Below are 16,919 nucleotides of genomic sequence, written 5' to 3'. Positions count from 1 at the left end.
AATAAGGACCACATGAAAATTGATTCATGTGGTCCTTATTTTTAATTATTCATATATTTTTCAATAAGAGTATTTAAATCTTTTATATTATTACTCTGTTGTTTTAATAAAGCTAATAATTCAGGTTGACTCATTTTATCGACTTCTATTTCTTTAGTAGTCGCTTTATTTGTGTGGACGGTTGTTTCGAGTTGCGTTTCATTTATAGAATGTTTATCTGTGTCTTTAATATATGCTGTCATTGCTTTTTGAGATGGTGTATAAATTGTAGACACATTGCTTGTAGATTGCTGCATTTTAACTTCGTCATGCATTAAATTATGACCTTCTATATCCACAACAGGAAGGATACGATCTAACCATTTTGGTAGATACCATGATGCTTTACCAAATAATAAAGTTAGAGCTGGAACTATCATCAATCTCACGATAAAAGCATCAAACAGCACACCGAATGCTAAAGCAATTCCCATCGACTTAATCATGACATCATCCTGGAATACGAAACTGATGAAGACACTGAACATAATAAGTGCAGCAGCAACAATTACTGGGCCACTTTCTTTTATTCCTACTTTTAACGAATGTAAATTATTTTTAGTTTTCGAATATTCTTCGTGTACACGCGACATTAAGAATACTTCATAATCCATAGCTAATCCGAATAATAATCCAATCGTGATAACTGGTAAGAAAGCTAGTAATGGCCCATTTGCATCTATACCAAATAATTCACTCATGACACCTTGCTGCATTACTAATGTAGTAAAACCAAGTGTAGCTAAAAGTGATAATAAAAATCCGGTAACTGCAATTAATGGGATTAATAATGATCTAAACACGATCATAAGTAATACGAAAGCTAAACATATTATAACACCTGCAAATAAAGGGATTGCATCATTTAGTTTCTTAGACATATCAATGTTAATGACAGTCTGGCCAGATATTTCTGTTTGATAATCAAATTTGTCTTTTGCATCTTTATTATAATCACGTAAATCTTTTGCAAGCTCATTCGTTGATTTTGCATTCGGTCCTTTTTCAGGAACAATAGTAATCAATGCGTAGTTATTATCTTTTGCCATCTGTGGTGGAGATACAACATCCACATGATCCATATCATTAATATCATTAATAACTTGCTTAACATTACTTTGAAGTACTTTAGGATTGTCTTTATCGGCAGTAGTTTTTATTAACATTGGAATAACCCCGTTATAACCTTCACCGAATTCATCTGAAATGATATGATAAGCTTTTCTTTGTGTACTATCTTCAGACTTCATTCCGTCATCAGGTATACCTAAACGCATATCATTTACAGGAATAATTAATCCACTTAGAAAAACTAAGCCTAAGAGTGCTGCAATCCATGGTTTACCTAAAACAAATTTTGACCAGAAAGTATCATAATGTTTCTCTTTCCTAACAGTTGCTTTTGGTTCTATTTGCTTATGAAATACACTGATTAGCGTTGGTACTAAAGTTAAAGAAGTTAATACTGCAAATAAAACACTTAATGCTGAAGCAAGCCCCATTACTGATAAAAACTTAATACCTACAAGCGATAGACCACATACAGCGATCATGACTGTAATACCAGCGAAGACGACAGCACCGCCAGCAGTTCCTAATGCAAGTCCGATAGCTTTGACATGATCTCTTTCATGTTTCTTGATTTCACGATAGCGATATAAAATAAATAATGCATAATCGATACCAAGAGCGAGACCAATCATTACAGCTAGTGTCATTGTGATATTGGGAATTTCAAAGATATGCGTAAGTAAACCGATAATCCCAACACTTGAAATTAAACCGATGAGAGCACTAATAATTGGCATACCTGCAGCGATTAGAGAAGCGAAAGTAATCATTAATATAATAAATGCAACACTAATGCCAATGACTTCACTAGTTACACCCAATTCATCTTCTGCATTCATCCCACTACCTGTTAATTCAATCTGTAAGGTAGTATCTTCTTTTAATTCCTTTACTTCGTCTTTAACTTTATCGATAGACTTTTTATTTAAATTAATTGGTTCAGTATCATAGGTGACATCTGCATATGTGGCAGATTGATCTTTGTTAATAAGTTTCATCTCATAAGGATTAGAAACTTTATCGACATGTTTATCATTTTTTTTAATATCTTCCAACATCTTTGTAACCGCAGTTACATTATTTTTGTTTGTAATTTCACCATCTTCATTTGATTTTAAGACAATACGTATCGTTGCTTTACTACTATCTATACCGTACTTATCTTCAATCTTTTCATTCGTATCAAGTGATTTGATACCATCCATCTTAATCTCGTTAGAGAAAGTTGGCGAATCTATAGCGATAGGTGTAAGAATAGATGCGATGATGAGCACCCAGATAAATACACCTGCTAATTTATGCGTTGCCATAAAACGCCCTAGTTTGTTTAAGAAATTTGCCATAATTTGACCTCCTATTTAATCTACAATATAGTTTAAATATATTGTGTTGTTTGTGTGAATTATAATACTAAGGATTACGATATAGGAAAAGAGATAAAAAATTTGTACTGTATAGATAATCTACAGAATAGGAGAATTGTATATGAATGAGAATGATTTGAGAGTGAGAAGAACGAAAAAAATGTTGATTGATGCGTTAGGTAATCTTTTAAAAAAACATACCTTTACCTCAATATCAGTCAATATGATATGTGATACAGCTATGGTACATCGAACAACATTCTATAAACACTTTTATGATAAATACGATTTGCTAAGCCACTGGGTGCATCAAATAGCTGGAGAATATGAGAAAATTCCTTTTGAGCGAAGAGTGAAATCACCATTTCAATCCCTAAGTTTAGTGTTCTTGAAGAAATTTGAAGAAATCGATCGAAAGCAGGAAGAGGACCAACAATTTAGAGAGACAGTTATTAATGATTTTGTAAAGCTGTTTAAAGAAGACTTAGAAAAGAACATCGATAAAATTGAATACGAACAATCTATACCTGAAAGTCTTGTATTCTTTATGTTCAGTTCCAGTATACTATCAATTATTGCATGGGCGAAGCACGAATCAATTGATTTACAACCTGAAGAATTGGACGCATTGTTTTTAAAGATTAACCAAATTAAATTAAAAGATTTAAAGTCATAAAAGAGAACCTATAATAAATATTAATAAATTTATCTTGTAAATGATATACAATTAATATACATTTAAGTAAATAAATTTATGAGGAGACCACCATGAAGAAACTGATAGCAGGCGTATTAATTGCATCATCATTAATATACGCACCACAAGTAGATGCGAAATCTAAATCACTTTGTAGCATACCAGGTAAGATGTACGACGCGATATCTATCCATAATGAAAAAGATTTAAAAGCAATCAATGCTGGGAAGTACACATTTAAAGGTGTTAAAATTGGTAACACGATGAAATATGTAAAATCAAAGTTAGGTAAACCAGAATCATTTATAGTCACGAAAGATAAAACAGGAACTACCGGTTACTTAATGTACGGAGACTATACGTTAACATTCTATAGCCCGAAACGATTTGTAAGTGATGATACATTGAAGTTAAGTGCAATATCGATAATACTTGAAGAAGAACAGCGTATACTGAAACGAGACATTGAGTCAGTCGTTGGACCAGCTAAACAATCAAACGTTGAAATAGAAGGAGAAAAGATTGATATATTCAATTACTTGAGTGTACAATATTCACCAATTTCTAAAGGTAAATTAGCTATCATGGTGCATATGATGAAACCTTCATTATATCAATCAGATTCAGTAGTCAGTAAAGATAACTTAGTAGGAAATAAACTTAAAAATTTGAAACCAAAGAAACTTACGACAGCAGAACTTAAAGCATTAAATAATGGTAAGTTTAATTATAAAGGATTAAAGTTTGGTGCATCACCGGCTACAATTAAGAAAGCAGTTGGCAATTCTAATTCAGATGACTATACGAATGAAGAAGATACACATACTTTAACACAAAGTTATGGCTATAAAGACTGGATTGAGCTGGAATATACCGCAGATAAATGCGACGGAAAGTATATCTCGGATTACTTATCATTCGATTATAGTAAACTGAAAGTTACAGAGAAAGAAATGCGTGCAGCATTAGGTAAACCGTCAGACAGCTATACAGATAGTTATGAAGATGATGAAAAGCCAGGGAAAATGATTTATACAAAGACACTTGAATATAAGCACCTTGACGTTAACTTAGAGAAAGTTGGTAAGACGTATTACGTAGATTATATCGATGTGTATAGATAATAAGAAACACCGTGAATTATTTTTCACGGTGTTTTCTTTTGTCTGATAATGTTAATTTGTATAACGTAATCGTTATGAATAAAATACTAATAATAAGAAACGCAATATAAAGTATACGGCCAAATGTAGACGTTGAAATCATAATACCAACCATACTTAAAATACCGACAAATAAATAACTGAACATCATTAAACAATCGCTAATCAGTAAAACCTTGCGCGTAGATCCGTTGTAGAATAGTTCTACTAAATCTTTAACAATAATAGCAAATAAATTCAGTGCAATGAGGATGTAGATGAGATAATCCTCAAGCGGCGCATCAGCAGTATAATGTTTAAAAATATTCACTGATAGAAACGTAATAACAAAAATATTAATATAAAATAGCAATTTACTATTCTTAGTCATTAATAAAATCCTTTCTATTTTAAACCTTTAAATTTCATAATATATTTTAATTACAGTATACAGCAAATAAGGATTGGAGAATAGGTACAGGGGAATAAAGAAAGATAATATTTGAAGACATTGGGAGTGAGCGGAATGAAATTAACGATTCAGGAGTTATATGATAAATTGTATGACAATCTCGGACCACAGGGATGGTGGCCGGCTGATAATCCGTATGAGATTATTGTTGGTGCGATTCTTGTGCAGAACACAAACTGGCGAAATGTAGAGCGTTCTTTAAATAATTTACGAGAGAAGACGCAGTTTGATCCGGATAAAATATTGGCGTTAGATTTGGAAACGTTACAAACTTGTATTCAACCAAGCGGGTTCTATAAGAATAAATCAAGAGCAGTGCTTAGTATCTTTCAGTGGCTAAAAGAACATGATTATGACTTTAAAGCGATTGACGCAATGTATGTTGAAAGACTACGTAGTGAGTTATTAGCCTTACCAGGCATCGGACCAGAGACCGCAGATGTATTGCTCGTCTATGTGTTTGATAAGGTCGTGTTTATTCCTGATACGTATACACGTCGTTTGTTTAAATTATTAGGTCACGCTGGAAGTGATAGTTATAAAGCATTGCAGGAAGCAGTTGAATTACCAGCAGACTTTACACCAGAACATGCGCAGGAATTTCATGGATTGCTTGATGAGTTTGGGAAACTTTATTTATCACCTAAAGGTGTGAAAGGTGAGACGTTTTTGGATGAATATTTTTGTTAAATTAATATACGGAGGAAAATATTATGATAATCAACCCAACAGCGAAATCAATGCCGTTATTTAGTGCAATACCGAAAGTTAAAGACATTGAAGCATCAAAAGCATACTGCAATGAGAACCCAATTTATTCATGGCACGCAAATTATTATACGGTGAATCGTAAGAAGATATTGATTCTTGTAAATGATTTAACATTACTTACAATTGTAATTCAGGATGTGAATGCTGAAAGCAAGAAATATCTGGATCATGTAATTCGTGATAGAATCTTTAAAATACTTATGAGTTGTGGCATAGCGCCAGGCAAGATAGAACGATATATGGATAATGCGAATGAAATACTTATAGGTAAAGGGCATAAGAGAAATATAACTGGTGTTGTAACTCAGCAAATTATGGCAGCTGAAACATTTTAATACCACGACTTATTATGGGCGGAACTTATGGACTTTTGCAATAATTTGATATTTAGTACAACCAATTATGTGAAACCGATTGATAAGACGATAGAAGTGTTTGAGGAGTTATAGAAAAAAATAAATATAAAGAGGTGTTTCCCGTGATAACGATGCCGGATATTTTAGACAAAAAGACAATTAAACGATTAAAGAAAGGGAAATTTCATTATAATGGTGCGAAGCTTACGATGTCGTATAAACAGATCAAGGACAGATTAGGTGATGCACTGAATGATAAGCCAAGCTCTGATTACCCTGGTAGTAAAATATATGACGCGAAAGCATACCCCGAAGTGATAAGTTTTAGCTTTGCTGGAAAACCTAAATGGAAGAAGAATAAATTAAAGTTAATCACGATTGATTATAATCATTTAGACCAATTTTATGATATAAAAGCGAAAGATATTAGAAAAGCATGGGGAAAACCTGATAAGAAAAAGAAAAATTCTTTCGATTGGGATGATGAAGGAGAATTTGATACGTACACATATCGATATGGACATGCGTGGTTATGGTTTGATAAAGAAAAGAATCTGTTTGCGATGACATACTTAAATAGAAAGCTACAGAAGAAGTGGGCAGATATATAAGAAGTTTGTATTTATTTATAAATATAATGCTATAATTGTAAATAAATACAAGGAGGTTGTTGGGATGAAGAAAGCGTTATTATCAGCAGTATTGTTAGCAGGTCTTGTGGGTCAGGTCAATATCGCAGATGCACAGGGAGAAGTTAAGCCATGTTACACAGCAAGCAAACTACAAGTTAAATCACCAAATATGTTAGAGCGTAAGACGATTAATGCAATAAAGTCAGGGCAATACAGCTTTGGTAGTATTAAATTAGATATGACTTATTCAGCAGTGAAGAAAGCTTTAGGTAAACCAAAGATGGAAATGATACAGCAGAATCAATTTGGGAAGATGGTTACTTTGAAATACAATCAATTGACACTTTCTTTATTCTCTAACGACCGCTACGCGAAGACAAATACAGTGAAAGTGATTGGCATTACATATAACTTTCCGAAAGAAAATAGATTTGATATAAAACAATTGCAAGCAAAGTATGGCAAACCTGAAGATATTACAACTGGTGTAAATGATAAAGATGTGAATTACAATAACTACTACTTAAAGTATAAGAAATCAGGTAAATCATGGTTACTCAATTCTATGGATCTAATGACAAAAAATGAACCTGTAATTGATGAAAATACTATGGCAAAGAATAATAAAAAGACGAAAATAGCCCATAATGGCGAGTATACAATTACGAATTCGGATATTAAAAACATGGCTAAAGGAACGTTTGCGTTAAAAGGTGCGAAGTTGAATATGACACCGGCTGCTGCAACGAAAGCAATAGGACAGGCACTTGAAGATCGAACGATTATGACGCCAAAAGGAACAGATGTATTTCAGGAATATGCGTTCGGATCAGTGCATTTAAGATATCAATCTAAAGATTGTGCTTCGTCACCAGGGCTTAATCAGATGATATTTGATTATGATAAACGTGGTCTAACTTTTAGTAAGATTGAAAGCTTAGTTGGAAAAGCAGATCAAACTGTGAATGGTAAAATGGATACTACGTATGTTGGCAATAAAGAAATTAAAGTGAAAACAAGAACAAATACTTACGGTCATTTAATTGCAATAGGTCAGTACTATAAAGGTGCATGGCATGTGACAGAAGTGCAGTATAAATAGAAATAATATTTTAATTAAAGGTAAAAAATAAAACCCGAGAGATCATTTAATAATCTCTTGGGTTTTATTTATCCCTTAGTAGTTGTATATATACATATTATTCGTATCTACATAACCTATTATAAAATTATATTTTACTCAGTGTGTTTAACATTTCAGTATAGTAATTAACACTAAGACATGTTTATTTAATTTAAATTTTTAAAGAGATTTAATTCTTTACAAGAAAATATTATTACTAATGTGTATAATTGTATGTAATATGTAGACAATTTGATAATAGAGGTGACGTATCTTGAATAAACGAAGTGAAGCAGTAATTGTACTTAGAAGTTTATTAAATGCATATGGATTTAGTATACGATTTACAGGAATAAAATTTATAAATTTATTAAAATACAACAGTGAATTAATGACTTTAAAACTGAAAAAAGAGATTAGTAATACTGAATATGAAGCATTACGTGAAATCAAAGGGATAATAAGTGAAATACAAAAATTTGATGCGATAAAAGATTATGAAAATTTAATAGATAAAGCAAACTACTTAAGTAATTATAAAAAAGGAAAAGCTGATAATCAAAATCATAATTTCCTAAATACTATTCAACTATTAAGTTCAACATCTAAAGAATCTATTATTAACTCAGAAGAGTTTAATGCATTTAATAAATATATGCATGTTGAACGTAATATTCAAAATATATTAGAAGATGAATTAGAATCGATGCGATATAAAGAAAAAGAACTTATATTTCTAGTGGGTTCAGTGGGTGATGGTAAATCTCATTTAATTTCTTATTTAAATGATTCTAAACCTGAATTATTTAACGATGTTGAAATTTACAATGATGCTACAGAAAGCGATAACCCACATAAAACTGCAGTGGAAACGTTAAGTAATAAATTAGCTGATTATTTTAATGGGAAATATAATAAATTAATCGTAGCAATAAATATTGGTATGCTCCACAATCTATTAACTTATATTACCAACAATAACATATTAAATCAGCTTATTTTTATGATTGATCAAAGTAAAATATTCAGTAGTGAAGGCATGAATGATATAAAGTATAGCCAAAACGATATTAGCTTTATTTCATTCTTAAAAGAAAAAGTTTACGCAGTTAAAGATGGCAGTATAGAGAGTGAATTTTATAATAATATTCTTTATAAAGTGTTCTCAAAAGATGATGAAAACCCATTCTATAAAGCTTTTATCAATGATGATGGATTTAAAAGAGATGAGCCTATTTATATAAACTACCGATTATTATTAAATCCAAGAGTACAAGCAACAATTCGTTTCTTATTAATAAAAATTCAAATAGAAAATAAAAGGATTTTAACGACACGATCTGTTCTAAACTTTTTATACGATATTATTGTTCCAGAAGATAATGCAAAGAATAATAATTCATACTTACCAACTTTATTATTCGAAAACATTGAACGATCGCAAGTGTTAAAGTCTATAGCAGCGCAGGATTCTCTCTTAACACAAAGTACATTGCTTGATAGATTGAACATTGACCTATATAATGCGATAGATTTTGAAAAGCAATGTATGAACATATTAGGAGAAGAATATTATCAAGAAATCGAACCAATAATATTACTTATAAAAGGTTTAGATCAACATAAAAGGAAGTTTGAAATGATTATCAGACTGCATTTCCTATATGATTTTTCTAAATATGGTACAGAAAATTATATTAACTTTATTCGTGTATATGACTCGATTAGTCAGAGTAATAAAACGAAGAAAGAAGTTTATAACAAGGTACATAAAGCGATTAATGCATGGAATGGCAGTCCAAAAGAAAACTATATTTATAGCGATAGTATCAAACCGACTTCGAAGTTAATGCTTGGTTTAAATATTAATCCAAAAATCAGATCAATTGAACCGTCACATAATATGACGATTGATGTAAAAATTGAAATTAATAATAAACAGTATGAATTAAATATTGATTATAACCTATTTAATCTTTTAGAAAAAATTGATAAAGGTTATATTTTGAAGGAAACAGATAAAGAAGAGGCTGTCATGTTCTCTAAATTTATTGAGGATATTTTAAATGAAATACAATCTTTAGATTCTACAATTATTCATTTACCTAATAGTAATGAAACGTACATTATTAAAGATGTAAATTTTGGATATGAAATTGGGAGTGTAAAATAATGAGTAACTTAGCAACGATACTTGCAGAAGAATTAAAAATAACATCAGGTAAAGCGATGTTTAAAGGTTTGTCACCATATAAAATTTTTCCATTTCACACAAGGGAACCTGAAAGAGCAAAATTTACTAATGGTTTTGATCCTGTTTTAGGTGTTATTGCAAGAGGTAGTTTAGGTTATAAGGAAAGTTACAGTTTAGCAGATTATGATATTAGTTCAATAGTTGATGAAGTTGAAGTAGAAGATGATTCTATCAATGATGTAGAAAAAGAAAAATTAATTAATGCAATTTTCGATTATAGTCATTTGGATTCTTTAAAACATCCTTATTTATTAAACTATAAAACATTATCAGAAGGTAATGAGAGTAAAGGTGAGGTTGATTTAGGAGGATTCTTAATAGAATTGTTTCAATTACAATCAGATGAAACCTGGAAAAAATTTATTGGAGACAAAGAACCGTCTAATCTTATTGAAAAAATACTATTAGAATCTTTAGGAGATTTACCTAAAGAGCAATCTAAAAATAAATTTAAAGCAATATCACGAAATCTTTTCCCACATGCAAACGAAGATTTGCATCATTTACTAAGATATAAAGACTTTGCTCTTAAAAATATTAATCTGTTTTTTTCATTTTATTATTTCCAGTACATCATACAAAATGCAATTTCAGCTGACAGAATTAATAAAACTGAAATGAAAGGAATATTTCCACTTTATTATACTTTAGAGAATGAAAACATAACCGGCACGCGTGAAACGAACAAGCACGGATATAATATAGTAAAAGAAATACACAATAATTTATTAATTGATGAACGTTTAGTAGGGTATCTCAACTTATTAGTTGATGATGACAATTTCTACTCAATTACTGAAATGTTGAACTTTGAAGGTGAAAAAGCATCTCAATTTAATAATGAATTGTATATCTTTATGTCATTATACAAAACCAATATTAATAAGAGAGAGGATCTCTCACAAGATACAGAATCACTTATTAAGTTATTAAAAAAATGGTTATTAGAAGATCTTTCTAAAGAAACAATGAGTCGATACTTCAAGTCAATTGAAGAGATAGGGAATAAATATTTCTTGAAAAACAGAGGGAAACTAGGAAAAGTATTAACTTTGAAAAATGAATTTATTATTCTTTTGACTGCGATTTGTATAAAAGAAGATAAGATGATTATAAAAGAATTGTTCAACCAGTTTGAAAGAAGAGGAGTTTACCTAGACCGTTATAGTAAAGAAAAAATCGTAGAATTATTCGATAAGATGAATATATTAGATAAGAAAAGTGATAGTGGGGAAGCTATATATGTCAAATCAATATTATAAATTTTTAGCGAATCAGTTACTAGAATACTTGGATAGAACACAATTAATAGCAGGTAATAGATACTATTTGATACTGAATAGTGACCAAGAGATAAAGAACCTTGAAAATGAAGTAAGTAAAATTAACAATGATAAGATTTCCAAATTTACGAGTCTAGAATTTAATTACAATACAGTTGCTTATAGTGTAAATGGCATCAATACTATTTTAGTATTTGCCAAAAAAGATGTAACACATGATTTTTTAGTTACAATCAGGAACAAAGTATCTCTACAAAAAGCAGAATGGAAAAATACAGCTGTAGTCTTTGTTGTGAAAGAAAATCTTGATAGCATTACAAATGGTGCTTCAAGTCTAAGTAAACAGGGTTCACCATTTCATACAAATCAATTAAAGAGAAACTTAAAAGATATTCTAGAAGATAGACATCAAGTAGATACAATGAAAAAGTTATCATTTGAAGAAAAGAGTGTATTAGATTTTATTGTAGAAAATAACTTTGATGATGAGTTTGCTAACTATACTTTAATGGACTTTGAATCTGTATTTAGTATTTTAGAGCAAGGTGAAATTACGGATGAAGATTACTATCAATTAGGTTTATTTAAAGATAATAGTTTAAGTTCGTTTAGCGGCAATGAGATGAAAAATAGATTAAAAGAGAATAAACAGATGTTTGAAGAAATTTCTGGTTATCATGATCGAGGTAATGCAAAAGAGAGAATCGAAGATAATTTTGCTGGTGATAGTACTGTTAAAAGTTTAAGTCACGAAAAGAAATGGCAAGATACAGATTTTGAAAATGTAATTAAAGCTAGAGATAAAATGATTGGTTTGAAAAAGATAAAAATTGAATTTCTAGATACTAAATTTCAAGACCAATTTAAATTGAATGAAGTCTGGGATAAACCATCAGGAAAAACAAAATCAAAGCAGAGAGAGCGAAATATCATAATATTTAATGATGGAAAGCCTTTACAAGATATAATCATACCGTTTGATACTACGGATTCAATACATGAAAAACACATTGTTTCAAGAAGTTCTAAGTTCTATGATCTTGAAAGTAAAGAGAAAGTGCAGTTAGATTTTGGACATGTTGGAAGAGATAAATTAAAAGTGATGACAAGTCAATTGTCACCAACGAATACGTATTACTTAGAATTTACATATAAACATAATAATGAGAATCCACATGCATTTAAATTTAAAGTACTTATTGTAAACTTCGAATCAAAAGTAATAGAATCATTTAGAACGTCATACATCTTTAGATTTAATGCAAAAGAGAAAATGTTGGAATGGATTATGGCTTCTGAGGATAATATTATTACATTTGGTAATGGAGATAATCAGCAAATTGAAAATGTCAGCGCATTAGATTCAGTTTATTATATTGAAAAAGATAAAAAGCACTTATTTGATTTTAACACTTTAGTAAGACAAGACATTGATGATATTAATATGTACTTTGTGATTGATGGAGTAACACATCAATTAACTTTAAGTGTACTATCAAATAAGCCTTTTCCTGCTAGTGCAACCCTTATATTAAGAAATATATATGCAAAACAAAAATCTATGTTATTGAACGGAAAGACACTTACACAAGGTAACGAAGAATATTATTTACATGCTGACTTTAAGAAAACGCTTGAATATGAAAGTACTATGATCGAAAATTGTTATTTTGCTGGACAGATTGTAGGAAATGAATTTTTAGAAGAAAATTTAGAGTTAAGTGAAGAAATAAAATCTGCATATTTAAATCTATGCAATACAATAAAATCTAAGAATACTTTACCGAGTGTGATGTATTTCGATAAAGAAATCATCAATGCAGCGACAAAGTATTGTGAATTAGTCGAATCAAAAATTGAAGGGTTACCAGATAATAAAATCATCATTGAAAATGAAGTGAAAAATATTCATCGTATTGGTATGATTCAAAGTCAAGAAGGTCTTTATATGACACCATTACATCCATTGTTATTAAGATATGAAATTGAAAAAACAAAAAAAATAGGTAATGAAGAATTGCATGAGCGAATTTTGAAAAAGTATAATGCAGCGAGTCTCTTACCTTTTTATATTATAGGAAATGATTATTACTTCTCAGAATATGATGAGCAAGCACCAAGATGGTTAACATATAAACCATATAAGAAAACAAATAAATTAAGTTCTGAATTAACGAGTTTTATAGTGACTTCAAGAATAAGTGATTTTAAGAAACACTTCAAATATTTATTTGAAGTTAATTATCAATTTGCTCTAAAAGTTCGACTTATTAATCTGTCGAATACAAAAGTATTATTCAACGGAATAATCACGCATCTATTGGAAGAGTTTGAAAAAGCTGCACATCTGAACTACGTTAATCCGATTGATGTATATTTTGATGAACAAATTTCTGATTATCTCATTCAAGAATTTTATAATACGATTAATATGGAGCATTTGAGTGAGTTGTTTAATATTAAAATTAAGCCTAAATTAGTAAGAAAATTCGAATTAGATGATATTTTAGCAGCGTTAAAAGATAAAATTAACGTTTATAAAACTAATGAAGAAACGTTATACCATATTACTTTTTATAATTTTAATCAAGAGCCAAGATTTAGTATAAATGATACGAATCAATTAACATGTTCAGTCAATGAAAATGGTTTATTATCAAATATGAGTTACACAAAAATAGGTAATGAATATAGTACTGGTTTTGGATTAATGGGGATTTCGAACAAAAATAGTTTGATTAAAACTTCAGTTTTATTTAATAGCTTAGCAGCCAACGCTAGAAATAATCATTTAAATCCATATCAACATAACGAATCTATCGTTAATAATGTGACAAGTTTAGACCAGCAAAATATTAAACATATCTTTGATAAAACCAATTGGGTAACTTTTATTGATCCTTCTGTAGATTTAAGTTATTTCAATGATAGTGCATATGATTTATATGTTATACACTATAATGATCAAACATCTTCTCAAAATTATGAATCAATAACAGTGACTGATGATACAGATATTTATGAAAATGTATTAATTGAGTTCTTATCTAAAATTCATCCAAGTTACAATGTAGGTAGTATAGAGAATGTAATTAGATCGTTTAATATACTGAATGGAGAATGGTTATTAAAAATTGTTGGAAGCAGAAATAATAAATCATTAAATGTAGATCATACAGTGAGAGAAAAGCTAAGTATTATCTCAGCATATAAAAATCTATTAGTTATGCTTGAACAAACAAAAGTAGTATGGATTCCAGTATCTTTAGAAGAAATATTACGTGTAAGTCGACAACAAGGTTTAGATATGAGTTCAGATATATTCTCAACAAAAGTACTAGAACATAAAGGTAGTATCTCTGATGACTTATTATATTTAGGTTTAGAAATAGATGAGACAATGAATGTGAAGGTTCACTTTTTACCAGTAGAAGTGAAAATTGGCATTAACGATAGTTCAGTAATGAAAAAAGCATCAGAACAAATTACACATCTATTTAATTTGTTAGACAGACATTTAGTTCAAGATAATAAAGATTCATTCACTCAACATTTCTATAGAACGTTCTTCTTAAATATATATTTTGCAAATCTTAAGAAATTTATTGATAATGGTTTACTTAAATCAGATAAATATTTACAGATGTTTGAGAATAAATCTTGGATATTAAATGAAGATGTTCAATTCTCAAATGAAATAAATTATTCTCTTGCTGAAGGGATAATATTCTCCTTTAGACAGGGACAAGTATATCGAAAAGTCATTAAAAATAAAGCGACGAATCAGTTAGAAGTTGTATTTTCAGAATTTGATGGTTATGTCGATGCTGAAAAAGAATACTATAATATCAAAGATGAAATATTAACAAATAAAAAAGGTGTAGATTTAAAAATCTTTATAGAAGCTAGCGATTATCCAAAAGGAATCGTTAAAACAGTAGAAAAAGAAATACCTGATGAACAAGAAGAAATAGAAGATGAAATGATTGAAGTAGATAGACAAACACCGCCAACTGAAAAAATTATTGAATACAATGTTGAAAATAATATTGATAAGGTTGCAGAAACACAAGAAGTATATGTGGTAGAAGCTAAGGAAGAATCAGAAGTAGAACCAGAAGAAGAATTAAAAGTAGAACTAAAAGAAACTCCAAGAGAAGAACCAAAAGATGATGATGACTTCATGTCTCGTATAAGAGCTACTAGAAACAGGATGTTTGGCGGTAAAAATACTGAAGATAAGAATGACAATTATCCAGTGGAAGTCCCAGAAGTTCATAATTCTAAGCATCATGACGACGAAGTTAAAAATGATATAAAAGAACAAGAAATAAAACCTTACAAAGAATATATCGTTAGTACGGAGTCGTTAACAGATAATGATTTAATAACAACTGATGATCCAAGCTCACCAAACTTAAATGATGAATTAAATGACAAACATGATGAAGTTAATAGTCCGATAACTGAAGCAAACCTAAATCCAAATAAATTTATCGATCCAAACGTAAGAATACCAATTGGCACAATTGCAGGTTCGACTAAGAAAATGTATTGGGAATATGGTAATAAATTATTACCAAACCGCCATTTATTAATTACGGGTAAATCAGGACAAGGTAAAACATACTTCATGCAGTGCTTATTATATGAATTCGCTAAACAAAATTTAGATAGCTTAATCATCGACTATACTGATGGATTCTTACCGAACCAATTAGAACCAACATTTGTTGAAGAACTTGGAGATAAGATCAATAACCGTTTCGTATTTGCAAGTAAGTTACCGATTAATCCATTTAAACGAGAACAAATAGATTTAGGTGGTATGTTGTTCCCTGAAAAGGATGATGACGTAGCTGATAGAGTTGTACAAATTATCGACTTTGTATTCTCGTTAGGAATTCAACAAAATAACTTGTTAAAAGAAACGATTATAGAAGGTTTGAGAATTCACGATGAAAATTATACTTTTACGAAATTAAAGAATGACTTATCGATGCTTGAAGGTACACAAGCACAAAGTTTAATGGGACGAATTAATACATTGTTAAATAAAGATCCGTTTACTTACAATGAAGAATCGTTTGATTGGTCGAATGTATTTAATTTCGGTGGAAAAGTTAACATAGTACAATTAAAAGGATTCGCACAGGACGTACAAAAAGTAATTACAGAATTCTTATTATGGGATTTATACAATTATTCTCAAAGAGAAGGAAATAAAAATAAACCAATACCTGTATTGCTTGATGAAATGCAGAACTTAAATCATAGAGATTCATCACCAACGAATAAGATTTTAAGAGAAGGACGTAAGTTTGGTTGGTCTTCATGGTTAGCAACACAATCAATTAGTTCAATTAAAAATGCTGGTGGAGATACTTCTGCACTATATAATGCTGCAATGCAAATCCATTTTGCAGCACCTGAAGATCAAATACCAATCATAAGTAAAATGCTATCTACTGATATTCATACGAAACGTTTATGGGAAAATAAATTATCAACTTTAAATAAAGGTGAATGTATCGTTAGTGGATACTTTGAAAATGGAGATAAACTTGAAAAAGTTACAGAGGTAGTAAAGATTGATAGTTTAGAGTCGAGAATCTAGTAATACTAATATAGCATCATCAAACAATATTTAGTTTGATGATGTTTTATTAGTATATGATCTATTATTAAGACAATAAATATCGGAAATTAATTGAA

The 16,919-nt window shown here is 29.9% G+C and carries 11 protein-coding genes; 9 read left to right on the top strand and 2 right to left on the bottom strand.

Annotation, left to right across the window (positions count from 1 at the left end):
• Positions 1 to 41: 41 nt before the first annotated feature.
• Entirely contained in the window at positions 42 to 2,453 is a 2,412-nt protein-coding gene (locus tag JJJ02_RS03915) for an MMPL family transporter (protein ID WP_240837499.1), read from the bottom strand.
• 142 nt (positions 2,454 to 2,595) lie between these two features.
• Between JJJ02_RS03915 and JJJ02_RS03910 the strand changes: the two genes are divergently transcribed.
• Positions 2,596 to 3,150, top strand: coding sequence for a TetR/AcrR family transcriptional regulator (locus JJJ02_RS03910; protein WP_240837498.1), 555 nt, complete (start codon positions 2,596 to 2,598; stop codon positions 3,148 to 3,150).
• Between the two features lie 92 nt (positions 3,151 to 3,242).
• The gene (locus JJJ02_RS03905; protein ID WP_240837496.1) at positions 3,243 to 4,295 is read left to right on the top strand and encodes a hypothetical protein; all 1,053 of its coding nucleotides are present in this window, start codon (positions 3,243 to 3,245) and stop codon (positions 4,293 to 4,295) included.
• Between the two features lie 16 nt (positions 4,296 to 4,311).
• Here JJJ02_RS03905 and JJJ02_RS03900 read toward each other — a convergent pair whose 3' ends face one another.
• Positions 4,312 to 4,704, bottom strand: a complete 393-nt coding sequence (locus tag JJJ02_RS03900; RefSeq protein ID WP_240837494.1) for a hypothetical protein — start codon at positions 4,702 to 4,704, stop codon at positions 4,312 to 4,314.
• Between the two features lie 135 nt (positions 4,705 to 4,839).
• On the opposite strand from JJJ02_RS03900, the gene JJJ02_RS03895 reads away from it, so the two are divergent.
• The 7 genes from JJJ02_RS03895 to JJJ02_RS03865 all read left to right on the top strand — a co-directional run bounded on the left by JJJ02_RS03895 (position 4,840) and on the right by JJJ02_RS03865 (position 16,821).
• The gene (locus tag JJJ02_RS03895; protein ID WP_240837492.1) at positions 4,840 to 5,475 is read left to right on the top strand and encodes an endonuclease III domain-containing protein; all 636 of its coding nucleotides are present in this window, start codon (positions 4,840 to 4,842) and stop codon (positions 5,473 to 5,475) included.
• A gap of 23 nt (positions 5,476 to 5,498) precedes the next feature.
• Positions 5,499 to 5,891 carry a DUF6933 domain-containing protein gene (locus JJJ02_RS03890; protein ID WP_240837490.1) on the top strand — a complete coding sequence of 131 codons (393 nt, stop codon included), beginning with the start codon at positions 5,499 to 5,501 and terminating at the stop codon, positions 5,889 to 5,891.
• 143 nt (positions 5,892 to 6,034) lie between these two features.
• On the top strand, positions 6,035 to 6,523 hold the full coding sequence (locus JJJ02_RS03885; RefSeq protein ID WP_240837488.1) for a hypothetical protein: 489 nt from the start codon (positions 6,035 to 6,037) through the stop codon (positions 6,521 to 6,523).
• Positions 6,524 to 6,587: 64 nt separating this feature from the next.
• Positions 6,588 to 7,646: a ubiquitin family protein gene (locus JJJ02_RS03880; RefSeq protein WP_240837486.1), complete on the top strand. Its 1,059-nt coding sequence runs from the start codon at positions 6,588 to 6,590 to the stop codon at positions 7,644 to 7,646.
• A gap of 295 nt (positions 7,647 to 7,941) precedes the next feature.
• Positions 7,942 to 9,840 carry a DNA phosphorothioation-dependent restriction protein DptF gene (dptF, locus tag JJJ02_RS03875; RefSeq protein ID WP_240837484.1) on the top strand — a complete coding sequence of 633 codons (1,899 nt, stop codon included), beginning with the start codon at positions 7,942 to 7,944 and terminating at the stop codon, positions 9,838 to 9,840.
• A complete protein-coding gene (gene dptG, locus JJJ02_RS03870) occupies positions 9,840 to 11,183 on the top strand; it encodes a DNA phosphorothioation-dependent restriction protein DptG (RefSeq protein WP_240837482.1) in 1,344 nt (447 codons plus the stop codon). Before dptF ends, dptG begins: the two co-directional genes overlap by 1 nt.
• Positions 11,164 to 16,821 carry a helicase HerA domain-containing protein gene (locus JJJ02_RS03865; RefSeq protein ID WP_240837480.1) on the top strand — a complete coding sequence of 1,886 codons (5,658 nt, stop codon included), beginning with the start codon at positions 11,164 to 11,166 and terminating at the stop codon, positions 16,819 to 16,821. The genes dptG and JJJ02_RS03865 overlap by 20 nt, the downstream gene beginning before the upstream one ends.
• Positions 16,822 to 16,919 lie beyond the last annotated feature (98 nt).

The organism is Macrococcus sp. PK (assembly GCF_022501545.1).
Taxonomy (GTDB): domain Bacteria; phylum Bacillota; class Bacilli; order Staphylococcales; family Staphylococcaceae; genus Macrococcoides; species Macrococcoides epidermidis.
This window is presented reverse-complemented; position numbering and strand designations above follow the sequence as displayed.